Here is a 21889-nt window from a genome sequence, read left to right on the forward strand (position 1 = left end):
CGGATGAGGACAGGATGACGCAGATCGTCGCTCGGATTGGCAAGCGCGCAAGGCGCGGGCGTGCTCTCATGGCCTGCCTGCGGGGCGCGGTGGCAACGGCCATGCTCGCCGCGCTGCCCGGCATGGCCCAGGCCGCGCAGGTGGTCCGCTTCGCGCCCGAGGGCGAGGTGTCCCGCGTGCGGCAGGTGGCGATCCGCTTCGACGAGGCCATGGTGCCGCTGGGCGATGCGCAGGCCGCACCCCCCGCCATCCTGTCCTGCAGCGGCGCGGCCGTCGAGGGCCAGGCGCGCTGGGTCGATGCACGGAACTGGGTCTTCGATTTCCTGCGCGACCTGCCGCCCGGCGTGAAATGCTCGCTGCGCATGGCGCCCGGCCTCAAGAGCGAGGCCGGCAAGGCCTATGCGGGCAAGCCGGAATACCGCTTCGAGACCGGCGGGCCCAGCGTGGTGTCGGCGCGCCCGGGCGGTGGCGAGATCGAGGAAGAACAGGTCTTCGCGCTGCGCTTCAACGGCGCGGCCACGCCGGACTCCGTGCGCGCCGCCGCGTGGTGCCAGGCGCAAGGCCTGGGCGAGCGCATCCCCGTGCGCCTGCTTGCCGGCAAGGAACGCGAGGCCGTGCTGGCCGCGCTGCGCTGGAAACTCAAGCCCGACCAGGCCGATACCGTGCATCTGCTGGCCTGCCAGCAGCGCCTGCCGGCCGGCGCCCGCATGCAGCTGGTGCTGGGCAAGGGCATCGCCACGCCATCGGGCCTTGCCACGCGCGAGGAACGGCGCTTCGACTACACCGTGCGCGAACCCTTCAGGGCCAGCTTCTCGTGCGAGCGTGAACGCGCGCAGTCGCCCTGCACGCCGCTGCGGCCGGTCTCCGTGTCGTTCTCCGCGCCGGTCTCGCGCAAGGACGCCGAGCATATCCTGCTCAATACGCCCAAGGGGCCGCGTGCGCCGCAATTCGAGCCCCGCGCGGCGCGCGATGCGCCGGTCAGCAGCGTCAGCTTCGCGCCGCCGTTTGCAGAGAAGGCAGAGTTCACGCTGACGCTGCCGGCCGGCCTGAAGGACGACAGCGGCCGCGCGCTCGCCAATGCCGACCTGTTCCCGCTCAAGTTCGCCACCGCCGCGATGCCGCCGCTGGCCAAGTTCTCCGCGGCGCCATTCGGCGTGCTCGAGCGCTTTGGCGAGTTGCCGAAGGGCAAGTCGCCGGCCGACTATCCCGCGCTGCTGCCGGTCACGCTGCGCAATGTGGAGGCCGATCTGCCCGCCCTCGGCATGCGTGCGCAGGCCGGCACGGTGCGCCGGCTCAAGGTCGACGACGACGGCGCGGTGATGCGCTGGTACGCGCTGGTGCGGCGCCTGCACGAAAGCAGCTGGACCCGCGGCGAACTCGACGCCATCCTGGCCGGCCATTCGCCTGCCGATGTCAGCAACCCGCGCAACGCGCCCTCCATCGAGACCCGCTCCGTATCGTTGCTCGACGGTGTGCCCGGCGCGCGCAAGCTCGCCATACCGCAACTCGCCGAGCCCGGCGGCAAGGCGCCGCGTCCGTTCGAGGTGGTCGGCATTCCATTGCCCGAAGCGGGCTTCCATGTGGTCGAGATCGCCTCGCCGATGCTGGGGCAGGCGCTGCTCGGCCGCAACACGCCGATGTATGTGCGCACCGCCGCGCTGGTGACCAATCTCGGCGTGCATTTCAAGCTGGCGCGCGGCCCCGGCAAGATGACCGCGCTGGCGTGGGTCACCACGCTCGACGACGGCAAGCCCGTGGCCGATGCCGCGGTGGCGCTGCGCGACTGCAGCGGCCGCCTGCTGGGCTCGGTGCGCACCGATGCCGCCGGCGTGGCCAGCTTCGGCGCGGTGGACGACGTGCGCGAACGCGAGTGCAGCGACACCGCGCTGTCGGGCTACTTCGTCTCGGCGCGCATTGGTGCTGACCACCCGCAGGCGCGCGGCCAGGCCGACATGGCCTTCGTGATGTCCGACTGGAACCAGGGCATCGAGAGCTGGCGCTTCAACGTGCCCACCGACACCAGCGCCACGCCGGACGTGCGCGTGGCCACCATCTTCGACCGCACCTTGCTGCGCGCCGGCGAGACCGTGTCGATGAAGCACCTGATCCGCACCGAGACCGCCGCCGGCTTCGCGCTGCCGTCCGGCAACGATGGCGTGCCGGAGAAACTGGTGATCCGCCACGAGGGCAGCGGGCAGACCTACGAGCAGGCGGTGCAGTGGCGCACTACCGCCACCGGAGGGCGCAGCGCGGAAAGCGTGTTCGCGATTCCGCCGGCGGCGAAACTCGGTGTCTATGCGGTGTCATTCCAGGACGCGCGCGAGCGCGTGCTCGACAGCGGCAGCTTCCGCGTGGAGGCGTTCCGCCTGCCGGTGCTGGCCGGCACGCTCAAGGCCGGCAGCGGCGGCGCGCTGGTGGCGCCGGCCGAGGTGCCGCTCAACCTCGAAGTGCACTACGTGTCCGGTGGCGGCGCGGCGGGCCTGCCGGTGCAGGTGTCGGCACTGCTGCGCGACAAGGCCGTGAGCTTCGGCGATTACCCGGGCTACGCCTTCGCCGCGCCGCGCGCGCAGCGCAAGGGCGGCACGGAATACAGCGGCGACGAGGACGAGAGCGAGGAGAGCAGCGCGGCGCGTGACGATGCGCAGACGCTGGTGGCCGACAAGCTGCCCCTCAGGCTCGACAAGAACGGCGGCGGGGCGCTTACGCTCAAGAACCTGCCGCGCGTGGACGCGCCCAAGGTCATGGTGGTGGAGTCCGGCTTTGCCGATCCCAACGGCGAGATCCAGACGCTGCGCCAGAGCGTGCCACTGTGGCCTGCGGCCGTGGTGGCGGGCATCCGCACCGAGAACTGGGTGTCGGTGAAGCAGAAGCTGGTCGTGCATGGCCTCGCGCTCGATACGCAGGGCCGCCCGCAGGCCAATGCGCCGATCGCCGTGCGCGCGCTGCTGCGCACCACCACCTCGGTGCGCAAGCGCGTGGTGGGCGGCTTCTACCGCTACGACAACAGCAGCCAGACCAGGGACCTCGGCAGCATCTGCGAAGGCCGCAGCGATGCGCAGGGCCGCATGCAATGCGAAGTGTCCTTGCCGGAGGCCGGCGAAGTCGAACTGGTGGCGCAGGCCAGGGACAACGCCGGGCGCGTGTCGCAGGCCGCCACCACGGTATGGGTGACGCGCCAGGGCGAGTTGTGGTTCGGCGGCGAGAACAACGACCGCATCGACCTGCTGCCGGAAAAGAAGGCCTACGCGCCGGGCGAAACCGCGGTATTCCAGGTGCGCATGCCGTTCCGTCACGCCACGGCGCTGGTCACGGTGGAGCGCGAAGGCGTGCTGGAGAGCAGCGTGGTCGAGTTGAACGGCCGCGATCCGACGGTGCGCGTCAAGGTCAGGCCGGAGTGGGGGCCAAACGTGTACGTATCGGTGCTGGCGTTGCGCGGGCGCTTGCGCGAGGTGCCGTGGTATTCCCTCTTCACGTGGGGCTGGCGCCAGCCGCTCGAATGGTGGCAGGCCTTTCGCAGCGAAGGACGCGAGTACGTGGCGCCCAGCACGCTGGTCGACCTGGCCAAGCCAGCCTTCCGCCTCGGCCTGGCGGAGATCCGCGTCGGCAACGAAGGCTACCGGCTCGATGTGAAGGTGACGCCGGACAAGGCCAGCTATCCCGTGCGCGCGAAGGCGCAGGTCGTGGTGCAGGTCACGCTGCCCGACGGCAAGCCCGCCGCCAACGGCGAAGTGGCGCTGGCCGCGGTGGACGAGGCCCTGCTCGAGCTGATGCCAAACACCAGCTGGGACCTGCTCGACGCCATGCTGCGCAGGCGCAGCTACGGCGTGGAGACCGCCACCGCGCAGATGGAGATCATCGGGCGCCGGCACTATGGCCGCAAGGCGGTGCCGGCCGGCGGGGGCGGCGGCAAGAGTCCCACGCGCGAGCTGTTCGATACGCTGTTGCTGTGGAATCCGCGCGTGCAGCTCGATGGCGCGGGACGCGCCACGCTGGCCGTGCCGCTGAACGATTCGCTGACGCGTTTTCGCATCGTCGCCGTGGCCGACCTGGGCATCGGCCGTTTCGGCAGCGGCAGCGCCACCGTCGCCGCCACGCAGGACCTGCAACTGATCTCAGGCCTGCCGCCGCTGGTGCGCGAGGAAGACCGCTATCGCGCCATGTTCACGCTGCGCAATACCACGCAGCGCGCGATGACGGTGCAGGCGGTGGCGCGCGTGAGCGCGCCGCTGCAGTCCGCCCAGCAGGCCGCGCAGGGGCAGGCGCTGCCGGCGCAGACGGTGGAGATTCCCGCCGGCGCATCGCGCGAGATCGGCTGGGACGTGAGCGCGCCGCTGATGCCGGCGGGCGGGCTTGCGCAGCAGGGCACGGTGCAGTGGGAGGTGGAAGCCAGCGAACAGGCAAAGGGCGGTGGCGCGGCCCTTGCCGCCGACCGCATCAAGCTCAGCCAGCAACTGGTGCCGGCAGTACCGCTGGCGGTGCAGCAGGCCACCATGGCGCAGCTCGCGCCGACCCTGTCGGTACCGGTGCGCGCACCGCAAGGCGCGCTGGCCGATGCCGCGGGCCTGCCGCGCGGCGGCCTGCAGGTCAGCCTGCAATCGTCGCTGGCGGGCGGCATGCCGGGCGTGCGAGAGTGGTTCCGCAACTATCCGTTCTCTTGCCTGGAGCAGCGGGCCTCGCGCGCGGTGGGGCTGGGCGATGCGGCGCAGTGGGATGCGCTCACCGCGCAACTGCCGGGCTATCTAGACAACGATGGCCTGGCGGCGTATTTCCCGCTGCAGAACGACGCCGCCGCCGGCAGCGAAGTGCTCACGGCCTATCTGCTGGCGATGTCCGACGAAGCGGTACGCGCTGGCCTGCCGCTGCGCTTGCCCGACGAGACCCGTGCGCGCATGGAGCGCGGGCTGACGGCCTTCGTCGAGGGCCGCATCAAGCGCGACCGCTGGGCGCCCACGCAGGACCTGGAAGTGCGCAAGCTGGCCGCGCTAGAAGCGCTTTCGCGCAGCGGCCACGCGCAGGCGCGCATGCTCGGCTCGATCCAGATCCTGCCGCAGCAATGGCCCACCTCGGCGCTGCTCGACTGGATCGCATTGCTCGGCCGCGTGCAGGAAATTCCCCAGCGCGAGGAGCGGCTCGCGCAGGCGCAGCAGATCCTGCGCGCACGGCTGACGGTGCAGGGCACGCGGCTGGCGTTCTCCACGGAGCGCGACGACAACTGGTGGTGGCTGATGAGCGGCGCGGATCTCAATGCCGCGCGGCTGCTGTCGCTGTCGCTCGACCTGCCGGGCTGGAAGGACGAGGCGGCGCAGCTTGCCACCGGCCTGCTTGGCCGCCAGGTGCGCGGCGCGTGGGGTACCACCACCGCCAACGCCTGGGGCTCGCTGGCCATCGCGCGCTTCGCGCAGGCCTTCGAGAAGACGCCGGTCGCCGGCAGCACGCGCGTCACGCTGGAAGGCGTGCCCGATGCCGCGCGCACGTTCGACTGGGCGCGCGCGGCCAGTCGCGATGGCGTGGCGGGCGGCAGCATGAACCTGCCGTGGCCGAAGGAAGGCACGGCCACCTTGCAGGCCGACCAGCAGGGCGCGGGCAGGCCATGGGCCACGGTGCGCGCGCTGGCGGCGGTGCCGCTGTCCGCGCCGCTGTCGGCGGGCTACCGCATCACGCGCAGCGTGACGGCGGTGGAGCAGGCGGTGGCGGGCAAGTGGTCGCGCGGCGACACCTACCGCGTGAAGCTGCAGATCGACGCGCAGGCCGACATGACCTGGGTGGTGGTGAGCGATCCGTTACCCGCGGGCGCGACCATCCTCGGCAGTGGCCTCGGGCGCGATTCGGAGATCGCCACGCGCGGCGAGCGGCGCAAGGGCGCGTGGCCCGCCTTCACCGAGCGCACGCAGCAGGCCTACCGCGAGTATTACGCCTACCTGCCGCGCGGCAACGCCACGGTCGAATACACGGTGCGCCTGAACAACGCGGGCGAGTTCGCGCTGCCGCCCACGCGCGTGGAGGCGATGTATGCGCCCGATGTCTTCGGCGCCCAGCCCAATGCCAGGATGATCGTAGGAGCGCGCCCGTGAGCTGGCTTGCAATGATGATGCCCGCGCGCGTGCGCGAGTGGTGGCTGGCCGGCACCATGGCCGGCGTGGTCTATGGCGGCCTGCTGGTCACGGTGGCGATGGATGCGCAGCCCGGCGCGCCGCTCAACGGACAGATCGTCTTCCAGCCGCTCTGGAAGACGGCGATGGCGCTGATGCTGGCGCGCGCCGCGCGCTACCACCCSGCGCGGCGCGAGCGGCGCTGGCTGATGGCGGCGCTGCTGTTCTCGGCGATCGGTGATTTCCTCCTGGCGATGCCGTGGTTGTCGGTCTCGTTCATCGGCGGGCTCGGCGCCTTCCTGCTGGCGCACCTCGCCTACCTTGGCCTGTTCGTGCCGATGGCCGGCGACTGGCGCGCGCACCGCCTGGTCGGCTGCGGCCTGGTGCTGGGCGCGGCGCTGGCCATGCTCCTGCGCTTCTGGCCCAACCTCGGCGCGTTGGTGGTGCCCGTCTGCCTCTATGTCACGGCACTGTCTGCCATGGCCTGCGCCGCCATGGTGGCGAAGCTGCCCACGCCGCTGGCCGCCATCGGCGCGCTGTGCTTCACCATTTCCGATGCGCTGATCGGCAGCGCGCGCTTCCTGGTCCCTTTCGATACTTTCGCGCTTGGCATCTGGTGGACCTACGCGGTGGCGCAGGTGCTGCTGGTGGCGGGCGTGGTGGCGGGGCGGGGCAAGTGAAGCCGATGCTGCGCGCCGTATTCGTCGCCGCCTGCATGGTGTGCGCAGGCGGTGCTGCCGGTGCCGGTGCGTTGCCGTCGTTCGACAGCGTGCGTGCGGGATGGCGCAGCGCGGATGTGATCGTGCTCGACCGCCACGGCGCGCCGCTGTCCCGCGTGCGCGATGATTTCCGCGCGCGGCGCGGCGACTGGGTCACGCTGGCCGATATGTCGCCGGCGGTGCGCTCCGCCATCGTGCTGTCCGAGGACCGGCGCTTCTATGCGCACAGCGGCGTGGACTGGCAGGGCGTGGCTGCGGCGGCATGGGCCAATCTCTGGAACACGCGCACGCGCGGCGCGTCCACGCTGACCATGCAGCTGGCCGGCCTGCTCGACGACGACCTGCGCCGCGCCGGCAGCGGGCGCGACGTGGGCCAGAAGATGGCGCAGGCCATGCGCGCCGCCGCGCTGGAGCGCAGCTGGAGCAAGGAGCAGATCCTCGAGGCCTATCTCAACCTGGTGCCGTTCCGCGGTGAAATGGTCGGTCTTTCCGCCTTGTCGCAGACGCTGTTCGGCAAATATCCCAGCGGGCTCGACGCGCGCGAAGCCGCGCTGGCGGTGGCGCTGGTGCGTGCGCCCAACGCACGCGCCGGGCAGGTCGCGCAACGTGCGTGCGGCATCTTGCGCGAGCAGCAGTTGCCGCAAGCCTGCGAAGGGCTGGACGGCTTCGCGCAACTGACCCTGCTGCGCAGCGGGCCGGGCGCGGCCGGCGCGCAGGCCGCGACCCTCGGCCAGGACCTTGCGCCGCACCTGGCGCGCCTGCTGGTGGCGCAGGCGAGGGCGCAGGTGCGCATGGGGGCCGCGGGGGGCACGCTGCCGCCGTCGATCACGTCCACGCTCGACGCTGGCCTGCAGCGCATCGCGGCGGGCAGCCTGGGGCGCCAGCTGCGCGAGCTCGCCGGGCGCAACGTGGAAGACGGCGCGGTGGTGGTGATCGACAACGCGAGCGGCGATGTGCTGGCCTACGTGGGCTCGTCCGGCGTGCTGTCCGGCGCCGCCCAGGTGGACCACGCGGCGGCGCCGCGCCAGGCCGGCTCCACGCTCAAGCCCTTCCTCTATGAACAGGCGCTGGAGACGCGCAGGCTGACGCCGGCGTCGCTGCTCGACGACCGGCCCGTCAACCTGCCCACCGGCGGCGGTGGCGGCCTCTACGTGCCGCAGAACTACGACGGCCGCTACGCTGGCTGGGTCAGCATGCGGGCGGCGCTGGCTTCGTCGCTCAACGTGCCCGCGGTGCGCACGCTGGTGATGGTGACGCCGCACCGTTTTCACCAGCGCCTCACCGCGCTGGGCCTGCCCTTGCCGCAGGCAGGCGACTATTACGGCTACAGCCTGGCGCTGGGCAGCGCCGACGTGCCGCTGCTGGCGCTGGCCAATGCGTATCGCGCCCTGGCCAACGGCGGCAGCTACGGCGCGGTGCGGATGCGCGCGGATGCGCCGGCGGCGCCCGCGCGCGCGGTGATGTCGCCGGCGGCGAGCTACCTGATCGCCGACGTGCTGTCGGACCGTCACGCGCGGGCGCGCACGTTCGGCCTCGACAGCCCTCTCACCACGCGCTTCTGGACCGCGGTGAAGACCGGCACCTCGAAGGACATGCGCGACAACTGGTGCATCGGATGGTCGCAGCGCTATACGGTGGGCGTGTGGGTCGGCAACGCCAGCGGCGCGAGCATGCACGAGGTATCGGGCGTTTCCGGCGCGGCGCCCGTGTGGCACGACATCATGGAAGCGCTGCATCGCTCGGTACCGAGCGCGGCGCCGGCCATGCCCGCGGGCGTGGAGCGCGTGGCGCTGCGTTTTGCCGGCGATCTCGAGCCGGCGCGCGAGGAAGTGTTCCTCGCGGGCACGGCCATGCGCGTGGTCGAGATGGCCGGTGCGCGGCCGGTGGCGAAGGCCGGGGCCGCCGCGCAGGATGGCGTCGCCGCCATCGCCAGCCCTGCCGACGGCACCGTGTTCGCGCTCGATCCCGATATCCCGCCGCAGGCGCAGCGCGTGTGGTTCCATGCCGAAGGCGCGGGCGGGCAGGCGGCGCCGCGCGTGCGCTGGCGCATCGACGGCAAGCCGCTCGGGCGCGGTGCGCAACTGGCGTGGCTGCCATGGCCGGGCCGGCATCAGGTGGAACTGCTCGACGGCAACGGCAAGATAGTGGACCGCATCGGCATCGAGGTGCGCGGCGCGGTGGCGAAGGGGCCCGCAGCGCGCGGCTGAGCGGGCACCGGCGGCGGCCGCCAAACAGGCATATGCTGCAAGGCTGCGCGTGCCGGCCGGCGCGGCAGTCCCGCTGTTTCGCCAACGTCTTTCCAGGAGTCGGCATGACCGCACTACGCAAGCTGGGCCGCCACGGCCCGGAGATTTTTCCGCTCGGCCTCGGCTGCATGGGCATGAGCGAGTTCTACGGCGCGCATGACGACGCCGAATCCATCCGCACCATCCACCATGCGCTGGCGCGCGGCGTCAACCTGATCGATACCGCCGATATCTACGGCCCGCATACCAACGAAAGCCTGGTCGGGCGCGCCATTGCCGATCGCCGCGACGGCGTGGTGCTGGCCACCAAGTTCGGCATCGTGCGGGATCAGGCCAATCCGGTCGCGCGCGGCGTCGATGGCCGTCCCGAGTACGTGCGTGCCAGTTGCGATGCCAGCCTGAAACGGCTTGGCGTGGACCACATCGACCTGTATTACCAGCATCGCGTGGACCCGCAGGTGCCCATCGAGGAGACCGTGGGTGCGATGGCCGACCTGGTGGCGGCGGGCAAGGTGCGCTGGCTTGGCCTGTCCGAGGCCGGCGCGCAGACGCTGGAACGCGCGCACAAGGTGCATCCCATCGCAGCATTGCAGAGCGAATTCTCGCTGTGGACGCGCGACGTGGAGGCGGGCGGCGAGCAGGGCATCCTCGGCACCTGCCGGCGGCTGGGCATTGCGTTCGTGCCGTACAGCCCGCTCGGCCGCGGCTTCCTCACGGGTGCGCTGCGCAGCCCGGACGATTTCGCGGCGGACGACTATCGCCGCACCAGCCCGCGCTTCGTGGGCGAGAACTTCGCGCGCAACCTTGCGCTGGCGGACAAGGTGAAGGAGATCGCGCACGGCAAGGGATGCACGCCGGCGCAGCTGGCGCTGGCCTGGGTGCTGGCGCAGGGCGAGGATCTGTTGCCGATTCCCGGCACGCGCCGCGTGGCAAACCTGGACGACAACCTGGGGGCTCTGGCCGTGAAACTCGGCGCGGCGGACCTGGCGGCCATCGACGCCGTGTTCCCGCCGGACGCAGCGGCAGGTTCGCGCTATCCGGAGCAGGCCATGTCGCTGCTGGCACGCTGAGCGCGCAGTAGCCGGGCAGGGTGGGGCAGGCAGGGGCAGGACAGGCCGGCGGCGGGCCGTTGACGGAGATCGCGGATAATCCGCCATCGCAAACCGCCTCCGGAGCCATTCGCCGTGTCCCTCGCCCTGCTCGACGCCGCCCAGACCGCCGCCCGCCTGCCTTACCCGGAACTGGCGCGCGCCATCGCCGACATGCTGGCCGAGCTGCGCGCCGGTACCGCCGTGGCGCCGCCGCGCATCGCGCTGCCGGTCGGCGACGCCGAAAACGGTGCGGGCACGCTGCTGGTGATGCCGGCGCGCAACCGCGAGCTGGTGATGACCAAGAACATCACCGTGCACCCGGGCAATCCGTCGCGCGGCCTGCCCAGCATCCTCGGTGAAGTGGTGGTGGCCGATGCGCACAGCGGCCAGCGGCTGGCGCTGCTGGACGGGCCCACCGTGACCGGGCGGCGCACCGCGGCGGTATCGCTGCTTGCCGCCCAGCAGTTCGCGCCGCGCCCCGATGGCGAGTTGCTGATCATCGGCGCCGGCGTGCAGGCCGAGACGCATCTCGAAGCCTTTGTCGCGGGCCTGGCGCCGCGCCGGGTGTGGCTGCATTCGCGCACGCCCGCCAAGGCGCAGGCGCTGGCCGCGCACGCCCGCACGCTGGGGACCGAGGCGCAGGTGGTGGACGACGTGCGCAGCGTGCTGGCGCGCGTGTCGATGGTGGTCACCGTGACTTCGAGCCTCGTGCCGGTGCTGCCTGACCTCGACAGCGGCCTGTGGCGCGACGACCATTTCATTGCCGCGGTGGGCGCCTTCCGGCCCGAGATGTGCGAGTTGCCGCCCGCGCTGTGCCAGGCCGCATCCGCCCATGGCCGCCTGCTGGCCGACACCCTCTTCGGTATCGAGGACGAGGCGGGCGACCTGCTGCAGGCCGGTATCGACTGGGCCACCGTGCAGCCGTTCGAGCAGGCCATCCTGGCTGCCGACGCGCTACGCGCCCGGGGCGGCAGTCCCCTGGTGTTCAAGAGCGTGGGCTATGCCTTGTGGGATCTTGCGGCCTGCGTGCTGGCCAGCGCCGGCCTTTCGGCCGGATCGGGTGCCGTGTAAGGCATTCGCCAGGGGCGGCCGAAGCCGCTCCGGGTGGCGGCCGCTGCCCGAATTCCCTCCTTGCCAGTAGGCCTATGCCGCACAGCAGCACGCGCGGCGGAGAGGCGTCGCAATTTCGGTACAGTTTTGGCGCCGATTCCTTGCCGATTTCCCGTTTTTCTAATGGTTAACCCGCCCTTTAGGGGGGTGCTTCTATGAAAACGTTACAGGTTTGAAACAGACGCTTCACACCAGACTGGATAATGCACGCCTCACCTCAAGGCAGAAGAGCATTCAAGGAGTAGGCATGACCCATAAAAAAATCCTGGTGGCCAGCGTTGCCATGCTAATCGCCGGTGCGGCGCAAGCCCAAAGTGCCGGCAGCAATGTCCTCAGCCTGGGCTGGTTCCGCGTGATGCCGAACAGCTCGGCCGACCCGCTCACCGTGGACAGCGTCAACGGCTTCCCGGTTGGCCAGCCCAAGCCCGGCACCGGCGCCGAGATCCAGTCCGCCGACACGGTCGGCATCTCGCTCGAGCACTATTTCACCGACAACATCGGCGTGGATTTCGTTTTCGGTATCCCGCCCAAGCACGACGTCGCGGGAGAGGGCAGCTTTGCCAAGTACGGCATGCTGGGCAGTGTGAAGCAGTGGAGCCCCGCGGTGCTGGTGAAGTACCACTTCCTGGATGCCAAGTCCAAGTTCCGCCCGTATATCGGCATTGGCGTGAATTACACCTGGTTTACCGGCGAAACCATTACCAACCAGACCTTCGTGAAGTCCGAGTTCGGCCCGAATGCCACGATGTCGGCCAGCGCCAAGAGTTCGTGGAACCCGGTGTTCAACGTGGGCGCGAACTACGCCGTGACCGACAACTGGTTCGTCGGCATCTCGGTTTCCTACGTGCCGCTGTCGACCACGGCCAGCTTCACGGCGCAGAACGCCGGTGCGGCCGGCAACCAGACGGTCCAGTCGCATACCAAGATCAAGATCGACCCGGTCGTGACCTTCCTGAACGTGGGCTACCGGTTCTGAGCGGACTTCTCCCGCGCTTGCGCGGGGCAAACAAAAAAGCGCCTGCGAGGCGCTTTTTCTTTGGGGCCGCGGGCAGGCGAGCGGGCGGCATCGCGACCGCACCGCCGCCAGCACCTTATCCCTTGACGGGGTAGCCCGCCTCTTCGATCGCTGCGCGCAGCGCTTCGCTGCTGGCCGTGGCCTCCACGGTGACAGCCTGCGCGGGGATATCCGCGGACACCTTGGCGGCCGGATCGAGCGCCTGCACGGCTCGCGTGATGGCGCCCACGCAATGGCCGCACGACATGCCTTCAACCTGGAACTGGATCATCTGGGTTCTCCTGCTGGAACGGGTGAAAAGTGTTGCATCGGGCGCGTACCCACCGCTGCGCTTGCGGCGGCCGGATTGCAATCTAGCCTGGAGTTTGCACCTTCCCATGGTGGGAAGCGCAAGGGCTTTCTCGCCCGCATCCGCCGCGCCATGACGTGCCGGATTCGCTGCTTGTATCCGGCCTTGACCTTCCCAACATGGTAAGGTCCATGATGAGTTCGTCGTCACCAGGACCACTCTCAAAAGCCATGTCAGCTCAATCCCAGACCCTCCCCCTGCCGGGCGCGAAAGCAGGCGCGCCGGATGCCGAATGGCGTTTGCCCATTGGGGGCATGACGTGCGCCTCGTGCGTGCGGCGTGTCGAGATCGCGCTGGGCAAGGTGCCCGGCGTGCGCCAGGTTGCGGTCAACCTCGCCACTGAGGAGGCCACGCTGCAGGCCGACAGCGCGGCCGTGTTGCCGGCCGCGGCAGAGGCCGTGAAGGCGGCCGGCTACGAAGTGCCGCGCCAGGCCATCGACCTGTCGATCAGCGATATGACCTGCGCGTCCTGCGTGGCGCGCGTGGAGCGCGCGCTGAAGGCCGTGCCGGGCGTCGTCGACGCCCAGGTCAACCTGGCCACCGAGCAGGCCGCGGTGACCGTGCTGCGCGGCGCGGTGGATGCCGCCGCGCTGGCGGCGGCGGTGACGCGGGCAGGGTATGGCGCCGTGCCCGTGAGCAGCGGGCAGCCGGCCGGCGCGGCGCCGGGCGAGGGCTTCTGGTCCGGTCCGTGGCCGGTGGCGATCTCGGCGGCGCTGTCGCTGCCGCTGGTGGCGCCGATGGTGCTTGCGTGGTTCGGCGTGCACTGGATGCTGCCGGCGTGGGTGCAGTGGCTGCTGGCCACGCCCGTGCAGTTCGTGTTCGGCTGGCGCTTCTACAAGGCGGGCTGGAAGGCGGTGCGCGCCGGCGCGGGCAATATGGACCTGCTGGTCGCGCTGGGCACCTCGGCGGCCTACGGCTTGTCCTTGTGGCTGATGTGGCGCGGCGCGGACGGCATGCCGCACCTCTACTTCGAGAGCGCGGCGGTGGTGATCACGCTGGTGCGGCTGGGCAAGTGGATGGAAACGCGCGCCAAGCGCCAGACCGCCGACGCCATCCGCGCGCTGGCGGCGCTGCGCCCGGACAGCGCCATCGTGCGCCGTGGCGGCGCCGAAACCACGGTGCCGCTGGCCTCGGTGCAGGTGGGCGACGAGATCGTGGTGCTGCCGGGCGCGCGCGTGCCGGTGGATGCCGAAGTGATCGAAGGCAACAGCCATGCCGACGAATCGATGCTGACCGGCGAGAGCCTGCCGGTGCCCAAGGCGCCGGGCGCGCGCCTGACCGGCGGCGCCATCAACTATGAGGGCCGGCTGGTGGCGCGCACCGTGGCGGTGGGGGCGGAAACGGTGCTGGCGCGCATCATCCGCATGGTCGAGCATGCGCAGGCGGCCAAGGCGCCGATCCAGCGCATGGTGGATCGCGTCAGCGCGGTGTTCGTGCCGGTGGTGCTGGGCATCGCGCTGCTGACGCTGCTGGGCTGGGGCGTGATCGGCGGCAACTGGGAAACGGCCCTGCTCGATGCAGTGGCGGTACTGGTGATCGCCTGCCCGTGCGCGCTGGGCCTGGCCACGCCGACCGCCATCATGGCCGGCACCGGCGCGGGCGCGCGTGCCGGCATCCTGATCAAGGACGCGGAGGCGCTGGAAATTGCGCACCGGGTCACGGTGGTCGCCTTCGACAAGACCGGCACGCTCACCGTGGGCAAGCCCGAGGTGGTGGCGCTGGCGGTACCCGCCGACGCCGGCGCGGGCGCCGAGGAGCGCTTGCTGGCCAGCCTGGCCGCGCTGCAGGCCGGCAGCGAGCATCCGCTGGCGCACGCGGTGCTGGCCGCGGCACGCGCGCGCGGCGTGACGGCGCCGGTGGCCGGCGCGGTGCGCGCCTTGCCCGGCATGGGCCTGACCGGCACGGTGGACGGCGCGGTGCTGCAACTGGGCAGCGAGCGCCTGAGAGCCTCGCTGGGCGCGGCGGCAGGGGCGCTGGAGCCGCGCGCGCGCGCGCTGCAGGACGAGGGGCGCACGGTGTCATGGCTGATCGACGCCAGCGCGCAGGATGCACCGCGCGTGCTGGGGCTGGTGGCCTTCGGCGATGCCATCAAGCCTGGCGCGCGCCGCGCCATCGAGCGGCTGCGCGCCGCCGGCGTGCGCACCGTGATGCTGTCTGGCGACAACCAGGGCGCCGCTGCGCGCGTGGCGCAGGCGCTTGGCCTGGACGAAGTGCAGGCGGAGGTGCTGCCCGCCGACAAGGCCGAGCGCGTACTCGCGCTCAAGGCGGGAGGGGCCGTGGTGGCGATGGTGGGCGACGGCATCAACGACGCGCCGGCACTGGCCGCGGCCGACGTGGGCATCGCCATGTCGACCGGCACCGACGTGGCCATGCATGCCGCCGGCATCACGCTGATGCGCGGCGATCCGGTGCTGGTGGCCGATGCACTGCGCATCTCGCACCGCACCGTGCGCAAGATCCGCGAGAACCTGTTCTGGGCCTTCTTCTACAATGTGATCGGCATCCCGCTGGCGGCCGCCGGCCTGCTCAACCCGGTGGTGGCGGGGGCGGCCATGGCTTTCTCCAGCGTGAGCGTGGTCGGCAATGCACTGCTGCTGCGGCGCTGGAAGCCGGTGGGAGAGAAGGTATGAATATCGGTGAAGCGGCCCAGGCCTCAGGCGTCTCCGCGAAGATGATCCGGCACTACGAGTCGATCGGCCTGGTGGCGGCGCCGCCGCGCAGCGAAGGCGGCTACCGCCGCTACGACGAGCGCGCGGTGCATACCTTGCGCTTCGTGCGGCGTGCCCGTAATCTCGGGTTCTCGCTGGACGAGATTCGCGGCCTGCTGTCGTTGTGGCACGACCGTGCGCGCGCCAGCGCCGACGTCAAGGCGCTCACCTTGCGCCACGTGACGGATCTCGAGCAGCGTATCGCCGAACTGGCCGCCATGCGCGACACCTTGCGCCAGCTGGCCGAGGCCTGCAGCGGCGACGACCGGCCCGACTGCCCGATCCTGGCCGACATGGCGCGGCCGGGCGAGGGCGAGGGCGGCGACGGCGGAGGCGATGGCGATGGCGATGGCGATGGCGATGGCGATGGCGCAATGAGGATGCCTGCCTGCCATCGCCATGGCGAGGACAGCACGGCGGCCTAGCGCTGTTGTGGGTGCGCAGCATGGCGGAACGGAGATGGAGACCAACCGGATGGACCAACCGAGTACCGCTGTCCCTGCCGAGCCCTTGCCGGGCGCCGGTGCCGGCGGCCATGCCGGCGAGGGTGCCGGCATGGCCGCGCAGCCCGCCCAGCCCCTGGTGCCGACCGAAAGCCGGCAACGCATGCGCGACGGCACCGAACTGTTGCTGCGCACCTGGCAGCCCGATCCTGCCTTGTTTCCCGAGACGACCGGCTCGCTGCTGCTGGTACACGGACTGGCCGAGCATTGCGGGCGCTACCAGCATGTGGCCGAACTGCTGTGCGGCCTCGGCCTGCGCGTGCGCGCCTACGACCAGCGCGGCCACGGTGCCAGCGGTGGCCCGCGCATGGTGGCCGGCCATCCCGATATCTATGTCGAAGACCTGACCGAGATCCACGACGCGGCCGTGGGCCAGTGGCAGGAACTGCCGTTCCTGCTGGGCCACAGCATGGGCGGCCTGGTGGCGGCCCGCTTCGCCACCGCACGCGTGCGGCCGATCCGGGCGCTGGTGCTGTCGTCGCCGGCGCTGGCGCTGCGGCTGTCCGGCGCGATGCTGGCGGTGCATCGCACGCTGCTGGTGCTGGCGCCGCGCCTGCGCGTACCCAATCCGATCAATGCGCGCTACCTGTCGCACGATGCGGCGGCGGTGGCGCGGTACCGCGCCGATCCGCTGGTGCAGGGCACCATCAGCGCCAGCGTGCTGGAGACTTTCATCCAGGGCATGGCGCAGGCGCAGGCCGATGCGGCCATGCTGGAAGCCCCGGCGCTGCTGCTGGTGGGCGGCGACGACCATATCGTCGACCCGGCCGGTAGCCGGCGCTTCGCCGAAGGCGCGCCGCCCGACCTGTGCGAGGCGCACTGGTTCGACAGCGCCTATCACGAGATCTTCAACGAGGCGCAGCCGCTGCGTGGCCAGGTGTTCGACGTGCTGGCAGGCTGGCTGCGCAGGCACCTGCAGCCACAGGCGTGAATGCGTGCATGATGGCGTGCGCGATGAACCATCGCGCGCATCGGTAGCCCAAGAACGGCGGGCCGCGCCAGGGCGCAGGCCCTTCCTCAATCCTTCCACTCGCGGCGCAAGGCCAGACAAAGACAAGAACATGGAGACTTACGACTACATCATCGTCGGCGCGGGATCGGCCGGCTGCGTGCTGGCCAACCGCCTGACGCAGGACCCCGAGGTGAGCGTGCTGCTGCTCGAAGCCGGCGGGCGCGACGACTATCACTGGATCCATATCCCGGTGGGCTACCTGTATTGCATCGGCAACCCGCGTACCGACTGGATGTACCGCACCACGGCGCAGGCCGGGCTCAACGGCCGCGCGCTCGGCTATCCGCGCGGGCGTGTGCTGGGCGGCTCGTCGTCCATCAACGGCATGATCTACATGCGCGGCCAGCGCGAGGACTATGACGACTGGGCGCGCCTGACGGGCGACGACGGCTGGCGCTGGGACAACGTGCTGCCGCTGTTCAAGCGCAGCGAGGACCATCATCGCGGCGCCAGCGAGTTCCACGGCGCCGGCGGCGAGTGGCGGGTCGAGGGGCAGCGGCTGCACTGGGATATCCTGGAGCGCTTTATCGAAGCCGCCGAGCAGGCCGGCATCCCGCGCACCGAGGACTTCAACCGCGGCGACAATTTCGGCGTGGGCTACTTCGAGGTCAACCAGCGCCGCGGCATCCGCTGGAATACCGCCAAGGCCTTCCTGCGCCGCGCGGCCGAACGGCCCAACCTGACCATCGTCACCGGGGCGCAGGTCAGCGCGCTGAGCTTCGACGGCCGCCGCTGCAGTGGCGTGGCCTATCTCGGCGGCGGCACCGCGCATGCGGTGGCCGCGCGCGAGGAGGTCATCCTGGCGGCCGGCGCGGTCAATACGCCACAGCTGCTGGAGCTGTCCGGCGTCGGCCAACCCGAACGCCTGCAGGCGCTCGGGATCGCGGTGCGCCACGCCTTGCCGGGCGTGGGCGAGAACCTGCAGGACCACCTGCAGCTGCGCACCGTGGTCAAGGTGGAGGGCGTGCGCACGCTCAATACGCGCGCGGGCAGCTGGTGGGGCAAGCTGGGCATCGGCCTGCAGTACGCGATCAACCAGAGCGGGCCGATGAGCATGGCGCCGTCGCAGCTCGGCGCCTTCGCGCGTTCGGATGCCGCGCAGGGCCGGGCCAACCTGGAGTATCACGTGCAGCCGCTCTCGCTCGACAAGTTCGGCGATCCGCTGCACAGCTTCAACGCGTTTACCGCGAGCGTGTGCAACCTGCGCCCGACCTCGCGCGGCAGCGTGCACATCGGCGACCCCGACTTCCGCAAGGCGCCGGTGATCGCGCCGAACTACCTGTCCACCGAAGCGGACCGCAAGGTGGCGGCGGATTCGCTGCGGCTGACGCGGCGCATCGTGGCCTCGCCCGCGCTGGCGCCATACAAGCCGCAGGAATGGCTGCCCGGCCCGGCTTTCGAGACCGATGAACAGCTGGCGCAGGCTGCCGGCGAGATCGGCACCACCATCTTCCACCCGGTCGGCACTTGCCGCATGGGGCGCGCCGACGACCCGGGCGCGGTAGTCGACCAGCGCCTGCGCGTGATCGGCATCGACGGGCTGCGCGTGGTCGATGCGTCGGTGATGCCGCTGATCACCTCGGGCAACACCAATTCGCCCACCATCATGATCGCCGAGCGCGCCAGCGACATGATCCGGGAAGACCGCCGCCGGCGCATGGCCGGCGCGGCGGGCGAGGGCGCGGCGCCGGCCGCGCCCGCCAATCTGCAGGTTTCCTCCGCCGAAGCCCGCGCGCGCGGCACGCTCAATGACGTGGGTCAAGAGAAAGACGGAGCCACGACACAGACCTGACATCTGGTTCATGTTTCATAATCAGTGCAAACCCGGATGTTTTGCGACGCAGCAGACGCACACAATAGACGCCCATATGCCGTGCAGCAGCGCTCACATTGGCGCGCCCCTCCCAGGGCGCGTCGCGCCTTGGTGAGCATGCCGGGCGGCGGCGACAAGAAGAGAAGCGGCGTGCAAGCCGCAATAGCCACGGGGAGCGCAACTGGATTGGCGTGACTCGTGCGGTGGTGGCGCAAACAGCGCCACGGTTCTGACCATTTGGCGGTGCCGACCAGAAGCCGGTGCCGCAGCAAGAGGGCGGGCAGGAGACCATGAACGAGCAAGACACGATCCTGGAAACGCGGAACCTCACCAAGGAATTCAAGGGGTTCACCGCGGTGAGCGACGTCAACCTGAAGGTGCGGCGCGGCTCCATCCATGCCTTGATCGGCCCCAACGGCGCCGGCAAGACGACATGCTTCAACCTGCTGACCAAGTTTCTCGAGCCGACCACGGGGACCATCCTCTTCAACGGCATCGACATCACGCGTGAGAAGCCGGCGCAGATCGCGCGGCGCGGCGTGATCCGCTCGTTCCAGATCTCGGCGGTATTCCCGCACCTGACGGTGCTGGAGAACGTGCGTATCGGCCTGCAGCGGCAGCTCGGCACTTCCTATCATTTCTGGAGCAGCGAGCGCACGCTCGATGCGCTCAATGCGCGCGGCATGGAACTGCTCGATCAGGTCGGCCTGACCGACGCGGCGCAGATCGTCACCGTCAACCTGCCGTACGGCCGCAAGCGCGCGCTCGAGATCGCCACCACGCTGGCGATGGAGCCGGAGCTGATGCTGCTCGACGAGCCCACGCAGGGCATGGGCCACGAGGACGTGGCGCGCGTCACCGACCTGATCCGCAAGGTCGCGGTGGGACGCACCATCCTGATGGTCGAACACAATATGAACGTGGTGTCGTCGATCGCCGACAAGATCACCGTATTGCAGCGCGGCGCGATCCTGGCCGAAGGGCCGTACGCCGAGGTATCGAAAGACCCGCGCGTGATGGAAGCCTATATGGGCACCGTCGAGGCCGAACTGCAGGGCGCGCACTGAGGAGCCAGGATGAGTACAACGCCCGCACTTGAAATCAAGGACCTGCACGCCTGGTACGGCGAATCGCACATCCTGCACGGCGTGGACCTGACCGTGAACCCCGGCGAGGTGGTCACGCTGCTGGGCCGCAACGGCGCCGGGCGCACCACCACGCTGCGCGCCATCATGGGCCTGACCGGCCAGCGCAAGGGTTCGATCCGCGTCAATGGCACCGAGACCATCGGCATGCCGACACACAAGATCGCGCACTGCGGCATCGGCTACTGCCCGGAGGAGCGCGGCATCTTCGCCAGCTTGTCGTGCGAGGAAAACCTGATGCTGCCGCCATTGCTCAAAGCCAAGGGCAGCGGCGTCGGCGCCGGCATGAGCGAAGCCGAGATCTACGAGATGTTCCCCAACCTGAAGGAGCGCCGCCAGAGCCAGGGCACGCGCCTGTCGGGCGGCGAGCAGCAGATGCTGGCGGTGGGGCGCATCCTGCGTACCGGCGCCAACCTGCTGCTGCTCGACGAGATCTCCGAGGGTCTCGCGCCGGTGATCGTGCAGGCGCTGGCGCGCATGATCCTGATGCTCAAGAAGAAGGGCTACACGGTGGTGATGGTGGAGCAGAACTTTCGCTTCGCCGCGCCGCTGGCCGACCGGTTTTACGTGATGGAGCACGGCACCATCGTCGAGCGTTTCGCCGCGGCGGAACTGCAGGCCAAGATGCCGGTGCTCAACGAGTTGCTTGGGGTCTGATGCGGCGCGCCTGACAGGTATGGCGCGCATGCATCGCAGGCATTGTTTTAGGGCAGGAACGGGTGGCGACAAGGGCCGCCGAAACTAAGGAGACAAGCAATGAAGATGACTCGGCTGGCGGTTGCTCTGGCGGCTATCGTAGCGGGCGTGGCAATGGGTTCGGCTTCGGCCCAGGTCTCGGGCGATACGGTCAAGATCGGCTACATCACCGATATGTCCGGCCTGTACGCCGACATCGACGGCCCGGGCGGTCTCGAGGCCATCAAGATGGCGATCGAGGATGCCGGCGGCAAGGTGCTGGGCAAGCCGATCGAACTGGTCTCGGCGGATCACCAGAACAAGGCCGACATCGCCGCCTCGAAGGCGCGCGAGTGGATGGACCAGCAGAACCTGGACATGCTGCTGGGCGGCACCAACTCCGCTACCGGCCTGGCCATGGCCAAGGTCGCATCGGAGAAGAAGAGGGTCTACTTCAACATCGGCGCAGGCTCGGCGCGCCTGACCAACGAAGAGTGCTCGCCGTACACGGTGCACTATGCGTATGACACGATTGCGCTGGCCAAGGGCACCGGCAGCGCGGTGGTCAAGCAGGGCGGCAAGTCGTGGTTCTTCCTGACCGCCGACTATGCCTTCGGCCACTCGCTGGAACAGGATACCGCCGCGGTGGTGAAGGCCAACGGCGGCACGGTGGTGGGCCAGGTGCGCCATCCGCTCAACGCCTCCGACTTCTCCTCCTTCCTGCTGCAGGCGCAGTCGTCGAAGGCGCAGATCCTGGGCCTGGCCAATGCCGGCGGCGACACCATCAACGCGATCAAGGCGGCCAAGGAATTCGGCATCACCAAGTCGATGAAGATCGCCGGGCTGCTGATGTTCATCAACGACGTGCACAGCCTGGGGCTGAAGAACACCGAAGGCCTGCTGATGACCGACAGCTGGTACTGGGACATGAACGACGAGACCCGCAAGTTCGCCAACCGCTTCTTCGGCAAGATGAAGAAGATGCCGAGCAGCTTGCAGGCCGCCGACTACTCCGCCATCCGCACCTACCTGAAGGCGGTGGAGACGGCCAAGACGGACGATCCGGACAAGGTCATGGCCGAACTGAAGAAGGCCAAGATCAACGACTTCTACACCAAGGGCTATATCCGCCAGGACGGCCGTGGCATCCACGACATGTACCTGATGCAAGTGAAGTCGCCGGCGGAATCGAAGAAGCCGTGGGATTACCTGAAGGTGGTCGCCACCATTCCGGGTGACCAGGCTTTCGCCACGGTGGCGGAGTCGAAGTGCGCGCTGCTCAAGAAGTAAGCGCCTGAGCTGAGTGTGTTGTCCCTGCCGCGGCGGCTCGTGACCCGGGCGCCGCGGCTTCGCTTCATTTGACTGCGCCTTCCCGGGAGGCCACGACGAATCCCGGCTGGTGCGCGAACGGTAA

14 protein-coding genes are annotated in these 21889 nt (G+C 70.0%); 13 read left to right on the forward strand and 1 reads right to left on the reverse strand.

Annotated elements, in window-relative coordinates; genetic code table 11:
• The first annotated feature begins 68 nt into the window (after positions 1 to 68).
• From AB4Z48_RS05410 to AB4Z48_RS05435, 6 genes are all read left to right on the forward strand, one after another.
• Positions 69 to 6071, forward strand: coding sequence for an alpha-2-macroglobulin family protein (locus AB4Z48_RS05410; RefSeq protein ID WP_441612854.1), 6003 nt, complete (start codon positions 69 to 71; stop codon positions 6069 to 6071).
• Positions 6068 to 6769 (forward strand): lysoplasmalogenase, encoded by a 702-nt coding sequence (locus AB4Z48_RS05415; RefSeq protein ID WP_441612855.1) that lies wholly within the window; start codon positions 6068 to 6070, stop codon positions 6767 to 6769. Before AB4Z48_RS05410 ends, AB4Z48_RS05415 begins: the two co-directional genes overlap by 4 nt.
• A gap of 5 nt (positions 6770 to 6774) precedes the next feature.
• On the forward strand, positions 6775 to 9015 hold the full coding sequence (pbpC, locus tag AB4Z48_RS05420) for a penicillin-binding protein 1C (RefSeq protein WP_441612856.1): 2241 nt from the start codon (positions 6775 to 6777) through the stop codon (positions 9013 to 9015).
• 104 nt (positions 9016 to 9119) lie between these two features.
• Positions 9120 to 10124 (forward strand): aldo/keto reductase, encoded by a 1005-nt coding sequence (locus AB4Z48_RS05425; RefSeq protein ID WP_441612857.1) that lies wholly within the window; start codon positions 9120 to 9122, stop codon positions 10122 to 10124.
• A gap of 114 nt (positions 10125 to 10238) precedes the next feature.
• Entirely contained in the window at positions 10239 to 11216 is a 978-nt protein-coding gene (locus AB4Z48_RS05430; protein WP_441612858.1) for a delta(1)-pyrroline-2-carboxylate reductase family protein, read from the forward strand.
• Between the two features lie 286 nt (positions 11217 to 11502).
• Entirely contained in the window at positions 11503 to 12231 is a 729-nt protein-coding gene (locus AB4Z48_RS05435) for an OmpW/AlkL family protein (protein WP_441612859.1), read from the forward strand.
• Positions 12232 to 12346: 115 nt separating this feature from the next.
• Here AB4Z48_RS05435 and AB4Z48_RS05440 read toward each other — a convergent pair whose 3' ends face one another.
• Positions 12347 to 12541 (reverse strand): heavy-metal-associated domain-containing protein, encoded by a 195-nt coding sequence (locus AB4Z48_RS05440; protein ID WP_441612860.1) that lies wholly within the window; start codon positions 12539 to 12541, stop codon positions 12347 to 12349.
• A gap of 248 nt (positions 12542 to 12789) precedes the next feature.
• On the opposite strand from AB4Z48_RS05440, the gene AB4Z48_RS05445 reads away from it, so the two are divergent.
• From AB4Z48_RS05445 to AB4Z48_RS05475, 7 genes are all read left to right on the forward strand, one after another.
• Entirely contained in the window at positions 12790 to 15249 is a 2460-nt protein-coding gene (locus tag AB4Z48_RS05445; RefSeq protein WP_441612861.1) for a heavy metal translocating P-type ATPase, read from the forward strand.
• Positions 15246 to 15752 (forward strand): Cu(I)-responsive transcriptional regulator, encoded by a 507-nt coding sequence (cueR, locus tag AB4Z48_RS05450; protein WP_441612862.1) that lies wholly within the window; start codon positions 15246 to 15248, stop codon positions 15750 to 15752. The genes AB4Z48_RS05445 and cueR overlap by 4 nt, the downstream gene beginning before the upstream one ends.
• A gap of 49 nt (positions 15753 to 15801) precedes the next feature.
• The gene (locus AB4Z48_RS05455; protein ID WP_441612863.1) at positions 15802 to 16761 is read left to right on the forward strand and encodes an alpha/beta hydrolase; all 960 of its coding nucleotides are present in this window, start codon (positions 15802 to 15804) and stop codon (positions 16759 to 16761) included.
• 130 nt (positions 16762 to 16891) lie between these two features.
• Positions 16892 to 18634: a GMC family oxidoreductase gene (locus tag AB4Z48_RS05460; RefSeq protein ID WP_441612864.1), complete on the forward strand. Its 1743-nt coding sequence runs from the start codon at positions 16892 to 16894 to the stop codon at positions 18632 to 18634.
• 311 nt (positions 18635 to 18945) lie between these two features.
• Positions 18946 to 19722, forward strand: a complete 777-nt coding sequence (locus tag AB4Z48_RS05465) for an ABC transporter ATP-binding protein (protein WP_441612865.1) — start codon at positions 18946 to 18948, stop codon at positions 19720 to 19722.
• A 9-nt stretch (positions 19723 to 19731) separates the two neighbouring features.
• Positions 19732 to 20457: an ABC transporter ATP-binding protein gene (locus AB4Z48_RS05470; protein ID WP_441612866.1), complete on the forward strand. Its 726-nt coding sequence runs from the start codon at positions 19732 to 19734 to the stop codon at positions 20455 to 20457.
• Between the two features lie 99 nt (positions 20458 to 20556).
• A complete protein-coding gene (locus AB4Z48_RS05475; RefSeq protein WP_441612867.1) occupies positions 20557 to 21765 on the forward strand; it encodes an ABC transporter substrate-binding protein in 1209 nt (402 codons plus the stop codon).
• Positions 21766 to 21889 lie beyond the last annotated feature (124 nt).

The sequence above is a fragment of the Cupriavidus sp. 2TAF22 genome, from assembly GCF_052115045.1.
Taxonomy (GTDB): Bacteria; Pseudomonadota; Gammaproteobacteria; order Burkholderiales; family Burkholderiaceae; genus Cupriavidus.